The 21,290-nt window shown below is 36.9% G+C and carries 24 protein-coding genes and 1 riboswitch; of the genes, 14 read left to right on the top strand and 10 right to left on the bottom strand.

The window, feature by feature from the left end:
- Nucleotides 1-71: 71 nt before the first annotated feature.
- Complete coding sequence (locus GJU43_RS01370; protein ID WP_154339067.1) at nucleotides 72-2,189, bottom strand: M3 family metallopeptidase; 2,118 nt, start codon at nucleotides 2,187-2,189, stop codon at nucleotides 72-74.
- Between the two features lie 181 nt (nucleotides 2,190-2,370).
- On the opposite strand from GJU43_RS01370, the gene GJU43_RS01365 reads away from it, so the two are divergent.
- From GJU43_RS01365 to GJU43_RS01310, 12 genes are all read left to right on the top strand, one after another.
- A complete protein-coding gene (locus tag GJU43_RS01365) occupies nucleotides 2,371-3,033 on the top strand; it encodes a queuosine precursor transporter (RefSeq protein ID WP_154339066.1) in 663 nt (220 codons plus the stop codon).
- Nucleotides 3,034-3,048: 15 nt separating this feature from the next.
- Nucleotides 3,049-3,729, top strand: coding sequence for a hypothetical protein (locus GJU43_RS01360; protein ID WP_154339065.1), 681 nt, complete (start codon nucleotides 3,049-3,051; stop codon nucleotides 3,727-3,729).
- Between the two features lie 91 nt (nucleotides 3,730-3,820).
- On the top strand, nucleotides 3,821-4,270 hold the full coding sequence (locus tag GJU43_RS01355; protein ID WP_154339064.1) for a lipocalin family protein: 450 nt from the start codon (nucleotides 3,821-3,823) through the stop codon (nucleotides 4,268-4,270).
- A gap of 299 nt (nucleotides 4,271-4,569) precedes the next feature.
- Nucleotides 4,570-5,130 (top strand): DNA-3-methyladenine glycosylase I, encoded by a 561-nt coding sequence (locus tag GJU43_RS01350; protein ID WP_154339063.1) that lies wholly within the window; start codon nucleotides 4,570-4,572, stop codon nucleotides 5,128-5,130.
- Nucleotides 5,131-5,284: 154 nt separating this feature from the next.
- Nucleotides 5,285-5,382: riboswitch (TPP riboswitch) on the top strand.
- Between the two features lie 65 nt (nucleotides 5,383-5,447).
- Nucleotides 5,448-5,654 (top strand): sulfur carrier protein ThiS, encoded by a 207-nt coding sequence (gene thiS / locus GJU43_RS01345; RefSeq protein WP_154339062.1) that lies wholly within the window; start codon nucleotides 5,448-5,450, stop codon nucleotides 5,652-5,654.
- Between the two features lie 122 nt (nucleotides 5,655-5,776).
- Complete coding sequence (gene thiC, locus GJU43_RS01340; protein WP_154339061.1) at nucleotides 5,777-7,600, top strand: phosphomethylpyrimidine synthase ThiC; 1,824 nt, start codon at nucleotides 5,777-5,779, stop codon at nucleotides 7,598-7,600.
- 117 nt (nucleotides 7,601-7,717) lie between these two features.
- On the top strand, nucleotides 7,718-8,308 hold the full coding sequence (locus GJU43_RS01335) for a thiamine phosphate synthase (RefSeq protein WP_154339060.1): 591 nt from the start codon (nucleotides 7,718-7,720) through the stop codon (nucleotides 8,306-8,308).
- Entirely contained in the window at nucleotides 8,275-9,030 is a 756-nt protein-coding gene (locus tag GJU43_RS01330) for a hydroxymethylpyrimidine/phosphomethylpyrimidine kinase (protein WP_154339059.1), read from the top strand. The genes GJU43_RS01335 and GJU43_RS01330 overlap by 34 nt, the downstream gene beginning before the upstream one ends.
- Entirely contained in the window at nucleotides 9,020-9,658 is a 639-nt protein-coding gene (locus GJU43_RS01325; protein WP_154339058.1) for a thiamine phosphate synthase, read from the top strand. Before GJU43_RS01330 ends, GJU43_RS01325 begins: the two co-directional genes overlap by 11 nt.
- Nucleotides 9,639-10,415 (top strand): thiazole synthase, encoded by a 777-nt coding sequence (locus GJU43_RS01320; RefSeq protein ID WP_154339057.1) that lies wholly within the window; start codon nucleotides 9,639-9,641, stop codon nucleotides 10,413-10,415. Before GJU43_RS01325 ends, GJU43_RS01320 begins: the two co-directional genes overlap by 20 nt.
- Nucleotides 10,416-10,554: 139 nt before the next feature.
- A complete protein-coding gene (gene thiH, locus GJU43_RS01315) occupies nucleotides 10,555-11,667 on the top strand; it encodes a 2-iminoacetate synthase ThiH (RefSeq protein ID WP_154339056.1) in 1,113 nt (370 codons plus the stop codon).
- 53 nt (nucleotides 11,668-11,720) lie between these two features.
- Entirely contained in the window at nucleotides 11,721-12,431 is a 711-nt protein-coding gene (locus GJU43_RS01310) for a HesA/MoeB/ThiF family protein (protein WP_154339055.1), read from the top strand.
- Here GJU43_RS01310 and GJU43_RS01305 read toward each other — a convergent pair.
- From GJU43_RS01305 to GJU43_RS01290, 4 genes are all read right to left on the bottom strand, one after another.
- The gene (locus GJU43_RS01305; RefSeq protein ID WP_154339054.1) at nucleotides 12,428-13,222 is read right to left on the bottom strand and encodes an MOSC domain-containing protein; all 795 of its coding nucleotides are present in this window, start codon (nucleotides 13,220-13,222) and stop codon (nucleotides 12,428-12,430) included. The genes GJU43_RS01310 and GJU43_RS01305 overlap by 4 nt on opposite strands.
- Before the next feature lies 1 nt (nucleotide 13,223).
- On the bottom strand, nucleotides 13,224-13,862 hold the full coding sequence (aat, locus tag GJU43_RS01300; RefSeq protein WP_154339053.1) for a leucyl/phenylalanyl-tRNA--protein transferase: 639 nt from the start codon (nucleotides 13,860-13,862) through the stop codon (nucleotides 13,224-13,226).
- 179 nt (nucleotides 13,863-14,041) lie between these two features.
- Nucleotides 14,042-14,413, bottom strand: a complete 372-nt coding sequence (locus tag GJU43_RS01295; RefSeq protein WP_132031736.1) for a DUF3127 domain-containing protein — start codon at nucleotides 14,411-14,413, stop codon at nucleotides 14,042-14,044.
- Between the two features lie 30 nt (nucleotides 14,414-14,443).
- On the bottom strand, nucleotides 14,444-15,319 hold the full coding sequence (locus GJU43_RS01290; protein WP_154339052.1) for a flavin reductase family protein: 876 nt from the start codon (nucleotides 15,317-15,319) through the stop codon (nucleotides 14,444-14,446).
- A gap of 160 nt (nucleotides 15,320-15,479) precedes the next feature.
- On the opposite strand from GJU43_RS01290, the gene GJU43_RS01285 reads away from it, so the two are divergent.
- Nucleotides 15,480-16,631, top strand: coding sequence for a PAS domain-containing sensor histidine kinase (locus GJU43_RS01285; protein WP_154339051.1), 1,152 nt, complete (start codon nucleotides 15,480-15,482; stop codon nucleotides 16,629-16,631).
- A 71-nt stretch (nucleotides 16,632-16,702) separates the two neighbouring features.
- Here GJU43_RS01285 and GJU43_RS01280 read toward each other — a convergent pair whose 3' ends face one another.
- Both GJU43_RS01280 and greA read right to left on the bottom strand, forming a co-directional pair.
- Nucleotides 16,703-17,092, bottom strand: a complete 390-nt coding sequence (locus GJU43_RS01280; RefSeq protein WP_154339050.1) for an HIT family protein — start codon at nucleotides 17,090-17,092, stop codon at nucleotides 16,703-16,705.
- 74 nt (nucleotides 17,093-17,166) lie between these two features.
- Nucleotides 17,167-17,643: a transcription elongation factor GreA gene (gene greA / locus GJU43_RS01275; RefSeq protein ID WP_029271926.1), complete on the bottom strand. Its 477-nt coding sequence runs from the start codon at nucleotides 17,641-17,643 to the stop codon at nucleotides 17,167-17,169.
- A gap of 155 nt (nucleotides 17,644-17,798) precedes the next feature.
- On the opposite strand from greA, the gene GJU43_RS01270 reads away from it, so the two are divergent.
- A complete protein-coding gene (locus GJU43_RS01270; protein WP_154339049.1) occupies nucleotides 17,799-18,212 on the top strand; it encodes a hypothetical protein in 414 nt (137 codons plus the stop codon).
- 55 nt (nucleotides 18,213-18,267) lie between these two features.
- Here GJU43_RS01270 and GJU43_RS01265 read toward each other — a convergent pair whose 3' ends face one another.
- From GJU43_RS01265 to GJU43_RS01255, 3 genes are all read right to left on the bottom strand, one after another.
- Complete coding sequence (locus GJU43_RS01265) at nucleotides 18,268-20,457, bottom strand: TonB-dependent receptor (protein ID WP_154339048.1); 2,190 nt, start codon at nucleotides 20,455-20,457, stop codon at nucleotides 18,268-18,270.
- A 294-nt stretch (nucleotides 20,458-20,751) separates the two neighbouring features.
- A complete protein-coding gene (locus GJU43_RS01260; RefSeq protein ID WP_154339047.1) occupies nucleotides 20,752-21,045 on the bottom strand; it encodes a type II toxin-antitoxin system RelE/ParE family toxin in 294 nt (97 codons plus the stop codon).
- Entirely contained in the window at nucleotides 21,045-21,287 is a 243-nt protein-coding gene (locus GJU43_RS01255; RefSeq protein WP_154339046.1) for a type II toxin-antitoxin system ParD family antitoxin, read from the bottom strand. Before GJU43_RS01255 ends, GJU43_RS01260 begins: the two co-directional genes overlap by 1 nt.
- Between the last annotated feature and the right edge of the window lie 3 nt (nucleotides 21,288-21,290).

Below are 21,290 nucleotides of genomic sequence, written 5' to 3'. Positions count from 1 at the left end.
ATATTATTTTTTCAATATAAAAAGCCCGAATATTAATTTATTCGGGCTTTTTTATTTTAGTTTTTACCTGATTACTTTTTAGCTGTAACCGGAAAATTTCTGGCTCTCATTAAAGCATCTGATTTAGGTGCTCTTCCTCTAAAATTCTCGTAGGCCTGTTCCTGATCAATCGTGTTTCCAACGCTAAATACAGTCTCATAAAGCCGTTTGGCCACTTCTTTGTCATACGGGCCTTTTCCTTCAAGGAAAGCCTCGTAAGCATCTGCATTTATAACATCTGCCCACAAATAACTGTAATAGCCGGCTGCATATCCGTCACTCGAAAAAATATGTCCAAATTGTGGAATCCTGTGACGCATTACAATTTCAGAAGGCATATGAAGGGCATCTAAAGTCACTTTTTCAAATTCATGAGGATTAATAGTTTCCGTAGCCAAATGAAGCTTCATATCTATTAAAGAACTTGAAATGGTTTCTACTGTAGAGAATCCTTCCCCAAAATTAGCTGCTCTTTCAATTCTTTCCACCAATGCGTGCGGCAAAGGCTGATTCGTTTTATAATGAAGGGCAAATTTATTCAATACTTCCGGAGTAGCCAGCCAGTGCTCTAACAACTGAGAAGGAAATTCTACATAATCCCTGGCTACCGATGTACCGGATAAACTAGGATAAATAACATTAGAACACAAACCATGAAGTGCATGTCCAAATTCATGAAATAATGTTGTAGCGTCTTCCCATGAAATTAAAACAGGTTCATTTGTATCTCCTTTAATAAAATTGCAATTATTAGAGACAATTGTCAGCACATCCCCATCCAGTTTTTGCTGATCTCTATAAGAATTCATCCAGGCTCCGGAACGTTTTCCTGTACGTGCATAAGGATCAAAATACCACAATCCGACTACTTTACCCGTAAGTGTATTACTTACCTCCCAAACACGCACATCCGGATGATACACCGGAACATTTGTAATCTGTTTAAAACTCAAATTGAACAATTCACCTGCTACCCAAAACATTCCTTCGCGAAGATTTTCTAATTGCAAATAAGGCTTCACCTCATTTTGGTCCAAATCATATTTTGCTTTTCTGACTTTTTCAGCATAATAGCGATAATCCCAGGGCTGAATTTTAAATTTTCCTCCTTCAGCATCTACAATCTTTTGCATTTCGGTAACATCCTGATGTACTTTTTCAACGGCTGGTTCCCATACCGATTCCATTAAGGCAAGCGTTTTCTGAGGGTCTTTTGCCATTTTATTAGACAAACTCCAATGTGCAAATGAAGGGAAGCCCAATATTTTGGCTTTCTCCGCGCGTAATTGCAAAATAGCCACTAAAGTTGCATTGTTATCATTTGCATTTCCGTTATCACCGCGTTTCACAAAAATATCAAAAGCCTTTTCGCGTAAATCCCTTCTATTGGAGAAGGTTAAAAAAGGTTCAATTGAAGAACGTGTATTAGCAATACATCCCATCACTTCCAATTTTCGCTCTTTAGCTTCTGCAATTGCCGCATTTTTTACTTCAGCCGGAAGACCGTCGAAATCTGCTTCTGTCTTTAATTCCACATACTGATTATGTTCTTCCGCCAGCAAATTTTGACTGAATCGCGTAAAAAGCGTTGCGAGTTGTTTATTGATATCCGCTACTTTTTCTTTATCCACGTTATTTAATTTTGCTCCTTCGCGAACAAAATCTGTGTAATACAGCCAAATTAAACGTTGTTGCTCACTAGTAAGCTTTTTACTCTCTTTTGAATTGTATAAAGTTGCTATTCTTTCGAAAAGCTTTTTATTCTGATTGATCTTATCACTAAATTCAGAAAATTTTGGAGACATTTCTGTATCTACGGCATTAAATTCAGGACTGCTTAGATTTGACCTGTAAATTCCGTAAACTGTATAAATTCTTGTAAAGGTTTTACCGGAAAGCTCTAAAGCGGCTATTGTATTATCAAAGGTTGGCGATTTTGGATTATTGGCAATAGCCTCTACTTCGTTAAGCTTTTCCTGAATGGCAAATTCAATTGCCGGTTTAAAATCTGATACTTTATACACATTAAAAGCAGGAACCCCACCGTAAGGGCCTATCCATTTTTTAAGCAGCGGATTCTCAGAATTGGTTTGTGCGTGTGACGCAAAAAAAGTTGTACCCATAAGAAAAATTCCTATTATTTTTTTCATTATCATTAATTTACTTGATATAAATGAATTTTGTTAGTGTTTCAAAAATAACTAAAAAACGCCATTGAAAAGGAAAATTTAACTTTCAGTATTTTTTAGCAAACTGCTTTTAATTTAGATTCAAACTATGTTATGTTTATAAAGAAATAACTTAAATTTGAAATTTCAATCACAAAAAGATATGTTCAAAACCAAAAAGGAAATTGTCTTTGTTATTCTTGCAGGAATTTTTATCACCAATGCCGTAGTAGCGGAATTAATTGGAGGGAAATTAATTCAAATCGGGCCTTTTGTAATGAGTATCGGAATTTTGCCCTGGCCGGTCGTTTTTCTTACAACAGATTTAATCAATGAGTATTTTGGAGAAAAGGGAGTTAAAAAACTTTCTTTTATAACGGCTTGCCTGATCGCGTATGCCTTTCTGATTTTATTTATGGCCATCATAATTCCCGCGGCAAAAGGGATCAGTCCGGTAAATGACGAACAATTTTTCGCCGTTTTTGGACAAAGTATGTGGATTATCGTCGGGAGCCTTATCGCTTTTATGGCCTCTCAACTTATCGACGTTTGGATTTTCTGGTTTTTTAAAAGACGCACAGGAGAAAAGAAAATATGGCTGAGAACAACAGGATCTACCGTCATCTCGCAATTATTTGACTCTTTTATTGTTCTCGGAATTGCTTTTTGGCTGCCGGGAAAAATCAACTTTGACACTTTTATTTCTTCAGCTTTAACAGGTTATATTTTCAAACTTTCAGTCGCAGTTTTGTTAACTCCGTTAATTTATCTCGGGCATCATTTAATCAAGAAATATCTGGAAGAAGACCCATCTGTTAAAGATTAAGTGTACCTTGTAGTTATGAGAAAGACAATTGCCATCCTGCTGCTTTCAATAGCCTATTTTTTTACGGGCTGTGGTAACGATGCAAAAAAACGGTCTAAACAAGAGCCTGTTTATCCTGTAAGTAAATTAAAAACTGCTTCGGCAAAAATCTTTAAAAAAACAGTCCCTAAAGCTACACTTATTTCAAATTCCCCAAAAAAACCTATTGCTGACAAAAACAATATTTTTTTAGTAAAGGAAGGAAATGAACCGAACCCTCAAATTCAAAATCAGGACAAGCTAACAAACAATACTAAATTAGACCTGAGCGCCGAGGCCAATAAAACGTTACTAACATTCGTTAATTTGCGCAAAATACTTTACGGAAGCAAAATTGGGCAGACTCTGACTCAGGAGCAACTCACTCAAAGGCTTGAAATTCCGGAAGAAGCGGTTAAACTTGTAAAAAGCATTACCAAAACTGACGACGATGAAATTGCCGTAAAGTGGCGTTCGACGTGGTTTATCGAAAAAATCTCTGATGCCAAATTCAAAGACGGCCTGATGAAAATCACCTTTAAAGCCAATAAATTATACACTTCGGGGACTGCTATAGGCATCAAATACGATAAGAAGATTTATAATGAGCTGGTCATTATTGGCCGTTCTGCTTACATTCCGGGCGTAAAAGGATACCGCTGGCAAATTGGAAAATGACAACGTAAGCCAATCTTAGTTAAAAGATTTCATCACATTACTATTCTTAATAATCATAAAAATATATTTCTAAAAATTATTTAAAACCACAATGAAACAACTAACCATTTTATTTTTTTTTATAACAGCACTAGGATTAACTTTTACAAGCTGCAGCAACGACAGTGATAATGATAACAATGCATCAATTGTTGGTAAATGGGAATTTTTACAATATGGAATTGGGACTATCGGTCAAGAAGTATTAACAGACCGCATTAACGTAACGGAATGCGGCAAAGATTATATGGAGTTTCTTTCTGACGGAACCTATAAAGTGATCCTATTTAGCAAAGAAAACGGAAAATGCAGGATTTTAGAAGACAATGGGAAATACACAAAAAACGGATCAACTCTTTCTCTTATAAAAAATAACATAGAAGAGCTGGAGCCAGCAGATTCAGAAATCATAATACTCAATAATACTACTTTAAAAATTAGAATTATATCTCAAATCGAAAAAGAAACGGTTTCAGAATTAGTAATATTTAAAAAAGTATAAAGGGGAAGCAAAGACCTAATCAGACGCGATTTTGTATGGAGCATTTGATTTACACAACAAAAAATCATGACAAAGAGTACGGCGATTTATTTATTTATTTTTTAGAGAAGTACAATTATAAGTACCCCATAAATAAAAAAAATGTAAATCTTCAGTTTTCACAAAATGTCATTATCGATTTATCGAATCCGGACAAAATTCGAATAAGCGATCAGATTATAAGCTGGATTTTTTTAACGGGAGCAATTAGAGTGAATCTGAAACTTACTAATGGAGAATTTTTATATTTGAAATAAAAAATGGAACCTATTCGATGCAGCTGGTGTTCTGCCAGCGATTTATACAAAAAATACCATGACGAAGAATGGGGCGTTCCTGTGTATGATGATGCCTCATTATTTGAATTTTTAATGCTGGAAACTTTTCAGGCAGGCTTGAGCTGGATTACCATTTTAAATAAAAGAGAAAATTTCAGAAACGCTTTCGATCATTTTGATTATAAAAAAATAGCTAATTATACCGAAGATAAAATTGCATCCCTTCTTGACGATACCGGAATCATTCGCAATAAGCTAAAAATTCGTTCGGCAGTTACAAACGCACAAGCCTTTATAAAAGTACAGGAAGAATTTGGAAGTTTCTCTGAGTATATCTGGAAATTCACCAACGGAAAACCAATCCTAAACAATCCGAAGACATCTAAAGACGTTCCGGCCACTACTCCACTTTCAGACGAAATTAGTAAAGATTTAAAAAAAAGAGGCTTCAAATTTGTCGGCTCAACCGTTATTTACGCTCACATGCAGGCTACCGGCATGGTCAACGATCATATTGAAGACTGCTGGAAGAAGGGGAAGTAGTTTTCAGTTTTCAGTCGCAGTTTTCAGTCTCTTTGCAAGTCCTGTCTTAGTCGCAGTTTTCAGTTTTTTTGCAGTTTTGTAGTTTTCAGTTTTATGAAAATCTGAAAACTGTGACTGAAAACTGCGACTGAAAACTTTTTTTCCTTACATTTGCTTCACACTTTAGGGGTGTCTGCAACATTGCAGGCTGAGATTTTACCCTCTGAACCTGATCTAGTTCATACTAGCGTAGGGAAAAGTAAGATGACTTCTTCGCGCATTTTTATGCGCAATTGCAGCCATTCCTAAAGTATTACTATATACTAAACCCAAAAGGAATGGAACTGAAAATCAACCAAAAAATCAAAACATTCAATGCTGAAACCCTTAGCGTTCAGTCATTGCTCGATCTCGAAATTCCAAACAAACAAAACGGAATTGCCGTGGCTGTCAACAGCACCATAATTCCAAAACTACACTGGAATTCACACCTTATTCAGGAAACAGACGAAATTTTAATTATTTCTGCCACACAAGGCGGATAGTTGTTTTTTTAAATTTCAATAAAAAAAAATCCAAATTCCAATTTCACACAGAACGTTTAAAAGTACACGTAAAATCCATCATCAAGATCAACCTGAAACCTGAAACAAAAAAACAAAAACATATGACTAACGAAGAGAAAATATCCAGAACACCCTTTCCCAATTCTAAAAAGATATACGTCAGCGGAGCAATACATCCGATCAAAGTGGCCATGCGCGAAGTAATTTTAAGCGATACCAGGCTTTCAAACGGTGGGACAGAAAAAAATCCACCTGTAACCATTTACGACACATCGGGTGCTTATACCGATCCGGATATCACAATCGACATCCGAAAAGGCCTGCCCCGATTGAGAGAAGAATGGATTTTAAACAGAAATGATGTTGAAATCCTAAACGAAATCACCTCTGACTATGGACAAACACGCCTAAAAGACCAAAGTTTAAACCATCTTCGTTTTGAATATTTACATCAGCCGAAACGTGCCAAAAAAGGAGCCAATGTTACGCAATTGTACTACGCAAAGCAAGGCATCATAACTCCTGAAATGGAATATATCGCCATTCGTGAAAATCAGCGAATCGAACTTTTAAACGAACAAACCAAAGCTATGCAATGTCAGCATGCAGGCCATAGTTTTGGAGCAAATACGCCAAAAAGCAAAATTACACCTGAATTTGTCCGCAGTGAAGTCGCTATCGGACGTGCTATTATTCCGAATAATATCAATCACCCTGAAAGCGAACCTATGATTGTGGGCCGCAATTTCCTGGTAAAAATAAATGCGAACATCGGTAATAGTGCCGTAACCTCAAGTATTGAGGAAGAGGTCGAAAAAGCCGTTTGGGCCTGCCGTTGGGGAGCGGATACCATCATGGATTTATCGACTGGAAAAAACATTCACGAAACCAGAGAATGGATTATTCGCAATTCACCTGTACCCATCGGTACGGTGCCCATTTATCAGGCGTTAGAAAAAGTAAAAGGCATCGCCGAAGATTTAACCTGGGAAGTTTTCCGCGATACTTTAATCGAGCAGGCAGAACAAGGGGTTTCCTATTTCACCATTCATGCGGGCGTTTTATTGCGCTACATTCACTTAACTGCCGATCGTGTCACCGGAATTGTTTCGCGAGGCGGATCAATTATGGCAAAATGGTGTTTGTTTCATCATAAAGAAAACTTCTTATACACCCATTTTGAGGAAATCTGCGAAATCATGAAACAATACGATGTTGCTTTTTCCCTGGGAGACGGTTTGCGTCCCGGCTCAATTGCCGATGCCAACGATGCCGCACAATTTGCCGAACTCGAAACGCTTGGAGAGTTAGCGAAGATTGCCTGGAAACATGATGTACAGGTATTTATTGAAGGTCCGGGTCACATACCGATGCATATGATCAAAGAAAACATGGACAAACAATTGGAACATTGTAATGAGGCTCCGTTTTACACACTTGGCCCCTTGACAACCGATATTGCACCGGGCTACGATCATATCACTTCTGCAATTGGTGCCGCTATGATTGGATGGTACGGCTGTGCGATGCTTTGTTACGTGACTCCGAAAGAACATTTAGGCCTGCCGAATAAAAAGGATGTTAAAGACGGTGTCATCACTTATAAAATTTCAGCACATGCCGCTGACCTTGCCAAAGGACATCCGGGTGCTCAGTATCGTGACAATGCTTTAAGTAAAGCCCGATTTGAATTCCGCTGGGAAGATCAGTTTAATTTATCACTGGATCCGGATACGGCAAGAGAATTTCACGATGAAACACTTCCGGCGGAGGGTGCTAAAATTGCACACTTCTGTTCCATGTGCGGTCCGAAATTCTGTTCGATGAAAATCTCTCAGGAAATTCGTGACGTTGCTGCTGCTGAAAAAGGCATGCAGGAAAAATCAGAGGAGTTTATTGAGCAGGGGAAAGAGATTTATATCTGAGAAAGGAAATAGAGGAAAGAATAAAGAGGAAAGGAAATAGAATAAAGAGTAAAGAGTAAAGAGTAAAGAGTAAAGAATAAAGAGTAAAGAATAAAGAGTAAAGAAATAAATCAGGCTATGATTGTTATTACCAACCCTTCTGCAATTGCAAATGAAATCAGTATTATCAATTCGCTATTTGAAGAAGGATTGTCTTTGCTTCACATTCGGAAACCTGATTTTTCTGAGGTTGAAATGGCGCTGTTTATTCATCAGATAAAATTGAAATTTCGAGCTAATCTGGTTTTGCACAGTCATCATGAATTAGCACAAGATTTTGGAATTAACAGAATTCATTTTTCTGAAAAACAAAGAAACGAAGTGTTTGAAGTTTCATCAGGAAAACAAATAATCTCAACTTCTGTACATTCAATTGAAGCTTTTAATTCGTTGAACGAGAACTTTGAATATGCCTTTTTAAGTCCTGTTTTTAAAAGTATTTCAAAAGAAAATTATGAATCCAAAACTAATCTTTTTGAGGCTTTAAAATCAAGAACAAATTTCAAAACAATAGGAATTGCCTTAGGTGGAATTCATCCTGAAAACATTCAAAAAGCACTTGAAAACGGCTTTGATGACATTGCCGTTTTAGGAGCAATCTGGAATCATGAAAATCCTGTAAACCAATTTAAATTATGTCAGCAAATCGCCCATACGTACTCTCTATAGCAGGTTTTGACCCGACCGGTGGTGCAGGAGTTTTAGCAGATATTAAAACTTTCGAACAGCATCAGGTTAGCGGCTTTGCCATTTCGACAGCAAATACATTGCAGACCGAAAATCAGTTCTATGACATTCAATGGACTGATTTAAGTTTTGTTATTCGGTCTGTCGAAACTTTATTTCAAAACTATACGATCAAAGCCGTAAAAATTGGAATTACACCGGATTTGCATTATTTAAACCAAATCATTTCTACTATAAAAATCGCCTCGCCAGCCACAAAAATTGTCTGGGATCCGGTTTTAAAATCCACGACACAATTTGAGTTTCTGAAAATTACAGCTGATTTGGATCTTCACCAGATTTTATCACAAATTGATCTGATTACCCCTAATTATAATGAAGCCGAGCTTTTATTCCCCGGTTTTTTATCCCGGGAACTGTGGAAAAAAAATGAAATCCCAACAGCCGTTTTAGTAAAAGGAGGACATAATACTGCTAAAACCGGAACCGACTATTTATTCCTGAAAAACGAAATGATAACATTGTTACCTTCTGAAGAAAAATGCTTCGAAAAACACGGTTCCGGCTGTGTATTATCGGCAGCGATTGCCTCAAATCTCGCATTCCCTCAGACCCCAAAAGAGGCTTGTATCAATGCGAAAGCCTACATAGAAAAATACCTGAGTTCAACATCAACTTTAATAGGCTATCATTATGTACCATAAATTACAATACATCTCGCAGGGAAATACAATCGAAAAGCAATTGTACAATATTCATGACGCACTGGACAGCGGATGCGACTGGATTCAGATGCGTTTCAAAAATCAAAGCGTGAAAAACTGCTTCGCTTTAGCGGAAGCGGTAAAATTTTTATGCGAAGAATACCTGGCCAATTTCATTGTAAACGACAATGTATACCTGGCGCAACAAATTGCTGCTGACGGCGTGCATTTAGGACTCCTTGACACCAAAATTGAAGAAGCCCGCGCCATTCTTGGCAACACCAAAATCATCGGGGCAACTGCCAACACCTTCGAAGATATTCAGAATCATATCAAAAATGGTTGTGATTACATTGGATTAGGTCCTCTTCGATTCACAACAACAAAGGAACAATTAAGTCCGATTCTCGGTTTTGAAGGGTATCATAAAATTCTTCAGAAATTAAAAGAAAACGATCTTACTATTCCTGTGTATGCTATTGGCGGAATTATCGCTGACGATATCAACAAACTGATTGAAAGCGGAATTCATGGCATTGCCGTCTCCGGACTCATTACAAAAAGTCATCAGAAAGCAAAACTCATTCAACAATTAAACGAAAAATTATATGCAAACGTCGTTATTTAAAATTGGTGATAAAACCTTAACCTCCCGATTGTTTTTAGGAACAGGAAAGTTTGGTTCTAATTTCGAAATGGAAGAAGCGATTTTGGCTTCTCAAACCGAATTGGTAACGGTTGCCTTAAAACGAATTGATTTAGAGACCGAAACAGATGCTATTCTAACACATTTGAAACACCCTGGAATTCATTTATTACCCAATACATCGGGTGCAAGAAATGCCAAAGAGGCTGTTTTTGCTGCACAATTAGCCCGCGAAGCCTTAGAAACGAACTGGCTGAAACTTGAAATACATCCGGATCCCAAATACCTAATGCCGGATGCTGTTGAAACTTTGAAGGCTACAGAAGAATTAGCAAAACTGGGGTTTATTGTTCTTCCTTACATTCATGCCGACCCTGTTTTGTGCAAACATTTAGAAAACTCCGGAACTGCTGCGGTAATGCCTTTAGGCTCGCCAATTGGCAGCAACAAAGGACTGAAAACTATTGATTTCCTCGAGATCATTATAGAGCAAAGCAACGTCCCGGTCATTATTGATGCCGGAATCGGAGCTCCGTCTGATGCTGCCAAGGCAATGGAATTAGGTGCTGATGCTGTTTTGGTTAATACGGCAATTGCCGTGGCCGGAAACCCCAAATTAATGGCTGAAGCTTTTAAAGAAGCAGTAATTGCCGGTCGAAAAGCGTTCGAAGCCAAAATTGCCAATCAACAAAATCACGCAACTGCTTCGAGTCCTTTGACGTCTTTTTTATATGACTAGTTTGCTTAACCGCAAAGTTCGCAAGGTTTTTGCGCAAAGTTCGCTAAGCTTTACGAACTCTTTAATCAAACTTAAACAACACAAAGCGTAGCGAACTTTGCGTAAATCTTAGTGCCCCTTGCGGTAAAACAACAATCCAATGAAAACATTTAAATCGGTTTTTGAGCAATACAACTGGGATTCCATTCAATCTAAAATATACCAAACTTCAGCCCGTGAAGTCGAAAAATCACTGGCAAAAAATAAACGAAATCTGGATGATTTTTTAGCTTTGATTTCACCTGCCGCACAACCTTATCTGGAGCTCATGGCCCGGGAGTGCCATGAGCTAACTAAAAAACGCTTTGGCAAAACAATTCAGATGTATGTGCCTTTGTATTTAAGTAATGAATGCCAAAATATTTGTACGTATTGCGGTTTTAGTCTTGATAATAAAATCAAGCGAAAAACACTTTCAGATGCCGAAATTAAACTGGAAACCCAGGCGTTAAAAGAAGCAGGGTTTGACCATGTTTTACTAGTTACGGGTGAGGCCAATTATACCGTAAATATTAATTATTTCCTGAATGCAATTGCCCAGATAAAAGAACAATTTTCGCTTATTTCGGCAGAAGTTCAACCGCTTTCAACAGCAGAATACGAGCGTTTGCATGAAGCCGGTGTTTATTCAATCCTGGTTTATCAGGAAACGTATCATCAGGAAGTGTATAAAAAATACCACACCAAAGGCAAAAAGTCAAACTTTGATTTTCGTCTGGAAACTCCGGACAGAATAGGAACAGCAGGGATTCATAAAATGGGTTTGGGGGTTTTACTGGGATTGGAAGACTGGCGAGCGGATAGCTTTTTTAACGCCTTGCATATCGACTACCTCCAGAAGAAATACTGGCAAACCAAGTATTCCGTTTCGTTTCCTAGATTACGTCCTGCTGAAGGCATTATTGAACCTAATTTTATTATGGATGATAAAGATTTAACACAGCTTATCTGCGCTTATCGTTTGTGGAATGAAGATTTGGAGATTTCAATTTCTACACGTGAAAACGAAAAGTTCAGAAATAATATTATCCCGATTGGGACAACGAGTATGAGTGCCGGTTCTAAAACGAATCCGGGTGGTTATGTTGTGGACCCGCAATCCCTGGAACAATTTGAAATCAGTGATGAGCGTTCCGCCAAAGAAATCGCGCAGGTCATCAAAAATTCTGGCTACGAACCTGTCTGGAAAGATTGGGATAAAAGCTATCATTAGAAATATTCCAAATCTCAAATTCCAGATTTCAAATTCCAAATTCCAAAATTAAAATGAGCATTATACAAGAATTTTTACGTTATAACCGGCAAACCATTCTTCCCGAAATTGGTGATGAAGGTCAGGAAAAACTCAAAAAAGCAAAAGTTCTGGTTATTGGAGCCGGAGGTCTAGGCTGTCCGGTTTTACAATATATTGCAACAGCCGGGGTGGGTTTTATTGGAATAATGGATTTTGATACTATTGAGATTCACAACCTTCACCGACAGATTTTATACACTGAAAACGAAATCGGAAGAGAGAAAGCAGTTGTTGCGAAAGAAGTTGTCTCTAAATTAAATCCCTTAATTGAGGCTGAAGCTATTAATTTGAAGTTGACAGCTGAAAACGCAGCAACAATCATTCAGCAATACGATGTTATTGTTGATGGGTCTGATAATTTTTCAACACGTTATTTGATAAACGATACTTGCGTACAATTTCAGAAACCTCTGGTCTACGGAAGCATTTTAAAATTTGAAGGACAAATTGCAGTTTTCAATCATAACGGAAGTAAAAATTTACGTGATCTGTTTCCTGAAATGCCGGATCCAAAAGAGGTGCCGAATTGTAATTTAAATGGCGTTCTGGGAACTTTGCCAGGAATTATCGGCACGATGATGGCGCATGAAACGCTTAAATTGATTTTAGGGCTGCCTACTTTAAGAAATGAATTAGTCCTTTTTAATACTTTGGATTGGAGCTTTACAAAACTTAGTTTTTAAAAAACAACTTCATCTCCAACACTAATAACTCCGGCATTTAAACTCACAATATTAGTCCCGAAAAAAACTGAATTTTCAACTTTTCTGTAGGTGCTTAAAGTTCTTAGAGGTTCTTTTTTCAGGTTTCCATTCTGCGGATCGTTATTGACCATAATGCATCTCCCGCAGGGTTTTACATTTTTAAACTGAACTTTTCCGATTTTAAAAGTATCAAAGTCATCTTCTTCATGAGCTGTTTTTGAGCTGATGACAATGTTTGGGCGAAATCTTAAAACAGTGATTTTATCTTTTAATTTTTCATTTAAAAAATCCAGGCTTTCTGATCCTACTAATAAATAAGGATAACCGTCAGCCAAACTTACACTGAAGGTTTCTTTTAGTCTTGAACTTTCATGTTTACGACTTCCAATTTTCATGATTTTGACCAATTTACATTCAAATCCCAAGTGTTTGCTAAACCATTCTGAAGTGGTTTTATTCACTTCAACAACCTCGCTTTTATCCTCCCAGACTTTCGTTTCGATTGGAATGTCTAAATGCTCGTCTATTGAAAATTCATGTTGATGGTCCCGAAAAGTTATGCTGATTTTTCCATCTGAAATTTGTGGATAAAACTGACTTAAAATGCGATGTTCTCTCTGCGTTATAAATTGATTTTCAGCGTCAACTAACATCCATCGGCGATCATTTTCAAATCCCATTTCTTGGGCCAGAGCTTCCTTGCAGCTAATTCCTGCCAGGCTTTTTACCGGATAAATATAAATTTCTTTTACAATATGAATTGCACTCATCTTACTCACTTTTTAAAATAGACATAAATGCTGCTCTGTCAATTTCGCAACAGCCTAAACTTTCTAAATGCGGATTATAAACCTGACAATCTAAAAGCTTATAATTATTTTTTCTTAAATACTCCACCAAAGCAATAAAAGCCACTTTTGATGCATTAGATACTTTTGAAAACATACTTTCACCACAAAAAACATGACCTAAATCGATACCATATAAACCTCCAACTAAAACTTCGTCCTGCCAAACCTCAACAGATTTTGCAATTCCGATTTCGTGAAGCTTACAGTATGCATCAATCATGTCATTAGAAATCCAGGTTCCGTCCTGACCTTCTCTTTTAATGCTTTGGCAATTAGAAATGACTTCCTTAAAATTTTGATTAAAACTCACTTTAAACTGATTTCTGTTCAAAATATTCCGCATGCTTTTGGATACAATCAATTCATCCGGAAACAAAACCATTCTTGGGTCCGGCGACCACCAGAGGATGGGTTCGCCTTCGTTAAACCACGGAAAAATACCGCTTTTGTAGGCTAATTGCAAACGTTCCGGACTCAAATCGCCACCAATCGCAAGAATTCCTTCTTCATCGGTTTCTGAAACTGGCGGAAAAAATAAATCTTTATCTACGTAATACATTTTTTAAAATTCCAATAAAATTAAAAGGGAAATTCCAATATTGAAATTCCAAATTCCAACCAACCGCATCTTCTCCCTTCGGTCGAAAGGATACAAACTATATGCAAAAACAAAATTCCAAATTCCAAATACGTTAATGATTTGGAATTTGGAATTTATAGTCTTTGTAATTTAAACTTTTAGAACGGTAAATCGTCCGGTTCGTCGTCGTTTACATTTGTAGCCGGAGCAAAAGCTTCTGCAGCAGGCATTGGCGGAGCTTGTGAAGGCGCTTCTGCACCTGCTCTTTCGATTCTCCAGCCTTGAATACTATTGAAATATCTGGTTTCTCCTTGTGGATTAACCCATTCTCTTCCTCTTAAATTGATAGAAACTTTTACTGCCTCTCCTTGCTTATAGCTACTCAACAAATCGCATTTATCTTGTGTAAATTCGATTAAAATATGTTGTGGATATTGTTCATCAGTAGTAACAACTAATTCTCTTTTTTTGAATGAGGCACTAACTTGTTGCTCCGGGTTAACCACTTTTACTTTTCCTGTAACTTCCATCTTCGTTTATATTAATTATTGATTCTTTTCTTATTTTTTTGCCAAAAGCACTTTCCAGGCAGATACAATATCATCATTATTGAGATATTTCTTGGCCTCTAAATGTATTTTTTCCTGATCGTCGGAGCTTAGGACTCCTTTCACTGAAAAATTTTCTTTCACAAATATACTAACTTCTTCCTTTGTAGGCAAGGCTTCAATATTTCCTAACTTTCCAAGATCATTTCCGTTAAAAACGGGGCTTTCCCGTATAAAATTCGGAATCACATCTACTCCAACCCCTAAAGTTGTAAGTGGCTTGGGCACTTCAAAAAGTCCCTGGTTTGACCTTGAGTACCAATTACTTCCCAATCTTGAAACCAAATCAATCTTATGCTGGTCGATAGCTCCGTTTTCATCCAGAACAGCTTCGTGAATATGAATTTTTACTACTTCACACAGAATCAGGTTACCCGCTCCTCCTTCTGTTCCCAACGGGATAATCTGCGTGATTTTACACTCAAATTGTACCGGGGATTCCTTTACCCTATAAGGTTTTACCAGATCTGAAGGAATTTGTGTTAAACCTGCCTTGATAAATTCGTTTACGCCTTCGCCGTATTCGGTACTGGCTAAAGAGGTCTGCTGCACCAAATCATAATTGACCACATTTATTACGACTTCACGGGTCGCTTCGGCATTGATCAGAGTATGTTTAACCGTATTGTCCCGGACGCGTCGTGCAGGTGAAAAAATCAGGATTGGCGGATTGGCACTAAACACATTAAAGAAACTGAACGGTGACAAATTCGGAATTCCTTTTGCACTAATTGTACTTGCAAAAGCAATAGGTCTCGGTCCGACGGCACTCTGCAGATAGCCGTGCAATTTTGCAGTCGGAATTTCTTTTGGGTTAATACTGATCATATTTTTCCTTTTTAACCGAATCTCTTTTCGGTGACTACAAAAGTATAGAAATCGTTACTGACTAAGAAATAGTTTTAGACTTAAAAAACAAAAATCTTTCGCAGCACACAAAATATTAAATGTGTTTATTTCGTTATATTTATACCTCAAAATTTAAAATATGTTTTTTTCGGACAGAAGAAATACTACCCGTTGGGTTATCATTAGCATTTCCTTTTTAATCATTTCGCTGATTCTCTGGAATACGTATACTTTTTTTCAAATTTTCAAAAATGAGGAAAGGATAAAAATGAAGCTGCTGGCAAATGCACAGATTGCCTTAATTAACGCTGATGAAAATACGGATCTGGAACTTCCGCTTCAGATTTCCAGCAACAACACTTCTATTCCGGTAATCCTGACGATGTATGACAAGATTCTGACGACCAGAAATGTCCCTGAAACAGTCTTAAAGGATGAAAAAAAATCAATGTCTTTTCTGAATAAACTGCAAAACGAAAACGAGCCTATTGTTTTTGAATATGCTCCCGGAAAATACCAGAAGCTGTATTATGGCAACTCAGCTTTACTTAATAAACTTAAATATTATCCGATTGCTTTATTGCTGATCATTTTTTTGTTTGGTGCGCTGATCTATAATTTTTATAAAAGCACCAAAATGGCCATTCAAAATAAGCTCTGGGCAGGAATGGCAAAAGAAACTGCCCATCAGATCGGGACACCATTGTCTTCCCTGATTGGATGGGTTGAAATTTTAAAAACGGAAGAAATAGATCAGTCCATTACCGTAGAGATTGAAAAAGATGTAGACCGTTTACAGACCATTACAGATCGTTTTTCAAAAATCGGATCTGTTCCGGCATTGGAACTTCATGATATCGTTACCGAGACTTTAAATAGTTATGAATATTTACAATCCCGTTTTTCTAAACAGGTCGCATTTTCACATCATGTTCCGAAAGAAGCCATTTTTGTCATGATCAACCCGACATTACACAGCTGGACCATCGAAAATCTGGTAAAAAATGCCATTGATGCCATGAAAGGAAAAGGCACCTTAGATCTTCAGATCGAACAGGATGCACACCATGTAAAAATAATTGTAAAAGATTCCGGTACAGGGATTCCGAAAAATCAGTTCAAAACCATCTTTGAGCCTGGTTTTACCACCAAAAAACGCGGTTGGGGACTGGGGCTTTCCTTAACTAAGAGAATTGTTGAGGAATACCATAACGGAAAGATCAAAGTTCTGCACTCTGAATTAGGAAAAGGGACTACTTTTCAGATTCAGTTAAATAAAAAAGTGCCGTAAAAATAATTTTACGGCACTTTTTTATTTATGTCAGAATATCAGGCTGAGCGAAGTCGAAGCGTCTTTATGTTTTACAAATTCGCCTGAATACTTTTGGCCAGCGTCTCAAATTCTTCTTTAGAAAGTGACACTTTATTTTGAAAACGCATTTCATCCATTTCGTTCAACGGAATTAAATGTACGTGCGCATGAGGCACTTCCAAACCTACAACTGCCATTCCAACTCTTTTGCAGGGAACTGTTTTTTCTAAAGCAATGGCTATTTTTTTAGAAAACTTCATTAACCCTAAATACAATTCGTCATCCATCTCGAAAATCTTATTGATTTCCTGTTTTGGAATACAAAGCGTATGGCCCTTTGCATTTGGATTTACATCTAAAAAAGCAAGATAATTGTCGTCTTCGGCGATTTTATAAGCCGGGATTTCTCCGTTTACTATTTTGGTAAATATTGTTGACATTGTTTATTTGTTAAACCGTTTATTCGTTAAATCGATTAAACAAATAAACGATTTAACGAATAAACATTTATAATTTAGTCCCTTGAGATTTCAAGGATTTCAAATTTCAAAACTCCGTTTGGAACCGTGATTTCAGCTACTTCTCCAACCGATTTTCCAAGCAGGCCTTTTCCAATAGGAGAAGTCACCGAGATTTTTCCGGTTTTAAGATCTGCTTCACTCTCCGCAACTAATGTATATTTCATTTCCATGCCGTTGCTTTGATTCTTGATTTTAACATTCGAAAGCACCAATGCTTTAGAAACATCTAATTGTGATTCGTCTATTAATCTGGCATTTGAATATACTTCTTCCAGCTTGGCAATTCTCATTTCTAATAATCCCTGAGCTTCTTTAGCGGCATCGTATTCTGCATTTTCAGATAAATCACCTTTGTCTCTTGCTTCCGCTATATCCTGGGATGCCTTTGGACGCATTACACTTTTTAAATGCTCCAACTCATCTTTTAATTTTTTTAATCCTTCTGCTGTATAATAAGATACTTTACTCATAACTTCATCGTTTATATAAATACAAAAAATCCCATCAGGACGGGATTTCTTATTACAAATATACTATTATTTTTTATAGTACATAATTATATGTTAATCATATAGAATTCAAATCTAAATAATTTAATTTTGTTTCACTAATTCATATTAAAATAATGAAAAAAATCTGGCTCTTCATCGTATTAACTTCGCTGTTTTTATCTTGTAGCGATAAGGAACGTAGTAATAACAATCCTTACATCCCGAATTATTCTGTTAATTTATCTGTAAACATGAGTTTACCTGCTTATTCAGATCTTAAATACCCGAGTAATGGTGTTATTGTATCCGGTTATGGAGCAAAAGGGATTATTATTTTCAATACCGGAGCTGGTTATACTGCTTTCGATGCTGCATGTCCGAATCAGGAATTGTCTTCATGCATTGCAATGACTATAAAAGGCATTAATGCGGTTTGTTCCTGCGATAAAGCAGAATATAGTCTGTTTACGGGTCTGGGTGGAAAAGAATATCCGCTGAAACAATATAAAGTTGACGTTGCCGGATCGGTAATTCACGTTTACAACTAAAATAAAAAAAGCCTGAAAATTTAAAACTTTCAGGCTTTTTTTATTTTTGAATCTACTAGAATTTCAATGTCAGTCCAAGTAAGAAATTAATACCTGCCTGAGGATAATAGTACGGATACACATCGTACATTGCTCCGTTTGAAACATATTGTTTGTCTAAAAAGTTATTTACCAAACCTGTTATCATAATGGATTTGAAAACTGTTTTTGGTTTTATTTCATAAGATACATTCAAATCATTTACAAAATAATCAGCCAGTTTAGCTTCCGGTAATTCGATGTTATTCATGTATTGTTCTCCAACAAATTTCTGCAATAAGGAAAGGTGCAAACTCTCCATCGGGCTGTAAACAATAATGTTTCCCGCAATAACCGACGGGGAATAAGCGATATCTTTTGTACCATAATTTTGCCCTTCAACAGCCAGATCTACATTTTTATTATTGCTTAAGGTAAAGTTAGGACGCAGGATGAATTTCTCTGAAAGTACAATCGTAGCATCAACTTCAAGACCTAAACGATAACTTTTCTCGCTATTAGAACGAATCGGAGATCCAACATCGTCCAGCCTTCCTGTTAGAATCAACTGATCTTTGTACCCCATATAGTAGAAATTCGAATTCAATTGAAATTTCTCAGCATTAAATCTCCATCCTAATTCAAAATCGTTTAATTTCTCCGGCTTTACATTTCCCCCTTCATAATCTGTTCTGTTTGGTTCCCGATTGGCTCTTGCATAAGAGAAATACAAGGTGTTTTTTGGATTGATTTCATAATTTAATCCTGCTTTTGGATTAAAGAAATTGAATTGGTCATCTACTACGCCTGTTTCGTAACTATCCGCTTTGTAAGTTACTTTTCTGTATTGTAAATCTCCATAGAAACTTAACTTTTCGGTGAACTGATAATTTGCCTTTGCAAAAATATTTCCGTCTGTTTTTGTTGAAAAATCGTCATAATAATGATCTCCCAATTCTGTTTGCGCAGCATTTCTGGCCCAGATTACTTTCCCGAAATGATCGCCTTCATATTTATTCCAGCCTCCGCCAAAAATAACATCCAGCTTTTCATCTTTATATTTTAAAGAGAAAGTCGTTCCGTAAAAATCATTGTCTAACCATTTCTGACGAATTAAATCAGTTCCCGGAACCAATTCCCCCTTATCATTTTCAACCATTTTAGTGGGCTGAATTCCTCCATAACCAGCAACCGGTTCATCAAATTTATAATTTTCATAATAGCCCAGTCCTTTTGTATAGTGAAGAGCGAAATTTGTATTCCATTTATCCGAAAACGATTCGCTCCAGTGCAATTGGTAGTGGTCTTGTTTGTAATTATCCGTTTCATTGTCATAAAATCGAATATTACCGGCTTCATCTGTAAATTTTCCCGCCGAATTATACGTGCGGTTATCGTTTAATGTTTCGCCATCAATTCCGTTCCAGGATTGGTAGGTTTTCTCTGTTCCGCCAAAAACCAGGGCTTTAATTAAAGTGGTTTTCCCTACATAGGTGGCCTGCAGGAAATAGGACTTTAAATCAGAACTTGCCCTGTCAACATATCCATCAGATTTTAAAGCCGACAAACGTCCTGCAATTTCAAAATGATCGTTTAATAAACCGGTACTGAATTTCACCGTATGTTTACGGGAATTGAAACTCCCGAAAGAATTTGAAATTTCACCCGTAGGTTTAGAAGCATAATTGTCGGTCAGCATGTTCAAACTCGCACCAAAAGCTCCTGATCCGTTAGTTGAAGTTCCAACACCACGCTGTAACTGCAGGCTCTCAACTGAAGAAGCAAAATCGGGCATATTTACCCAGAACGTACCCTGACTTTCTGCATCGTTATACGGAATTCCATTAATCGTAACATTGACCCTTGTAGCATCGCTTCCACGTACGCGTATTCCGGTATAGCCCATGCCATTTCCGGCATCGGAAGTGGTAACCACTGAGGGTAAATAATTCATAAGAATTGGAATGTCCTGACCCAGATTTCTGAATTTAATTTCCTTCTTATCCATATTACTAAAAGAAACCGGCGTTTTCGTAGTAACACGAACAGCCGAAACCAACACATCATCAAGCTGATTGACCTTGGTAGAGTCCTGTTCTTGTGCGAAAGAAAAAAGAGTTGAGAAAATAAAAAACAGAAAAAAGAAAATAGATTTTGTTCCGGCTGCATTTTGAACCTTAGAACCTTTGTAACTTAGTACCTCAGTACCTTTAATAATAGTTTTCATCCGTAAAAAATTACGAATAAAAGGGGGAATTATTCTTGTTGTTAAATTAATAAAATTGTTTCACGACAAAATGATACTATGCGATAAAATCTGTCGTTTTTTCCCTTAGCAACATTACTTGCTCAGGTTCTTTGGGTATGATCTCAGCTCGTTATTTAGAGCACCCCTTTGAGACGGGGCAAATGTAGTGTTTAAAAATTAAACTCCCAAAAATGAAAATTCCAAATTCCAAAAATCAAACGAGTCACCTGCAAAACTATTTAGTATAGTTTACCCTTTATTTTGTTCGGCTTCTCAGATTTTACTTTTTAAGTCCATCATACCGTGAAGGATCCTTGCAATTTCTATCTCATTCTCTGAAAGTATTCGATAGAAAATAACATGCTGACCTGTTTTATACCCGAAAAGATTTTTATCAACTGTATCGTAAGATTTTCCTCTTGCCGGTTTTTCGGCCAACTCTTTGCAAGAATCCATAAGCAAAAGGTAGTAATGTTCTGCTTGATTTTCAGACCAGGTTTCAACAGTATAATCCCAAATATCGGTTAAATCTTCAACGGCTTTATTTGTTAGAAAAAATTCAGCCATTATTTATTTCTGGCTTTTAAATTTCTCAAATGTTCTTTTGGATCAAAATTTACTGCTCTTCCGCTTTCAAGTCCTTCGTGTATTGCTTTTCTTAAAGCGATGATGCGATTTTCTTCTTCTTCTAAAAGTCTTAGTCCGGCTCTTACTACTTCACTTGCATTGTTGAATCTGCCTTCTGAAACACTTGATTCAATAAAACTTTCGAAATGATTGCCTAAAGATATGGATGTGTTCTTTCCCATAAA

Origin of the sequence: Flavobacterium sp. LC2016-23 (genome assembly GCF_009674775.1) — a bacterium.
Classification (GTDB): Bacteria; Bacteroidota; Bacteroidia; order Flavobacteriales; family Flavobacteriaceae; genus Flavobacterium.
The sequence above is the reverse complement of the archived record's forward strand: the minus strand, read 5'-3'. Positions and strand labels throughout refer to the sequence as shown.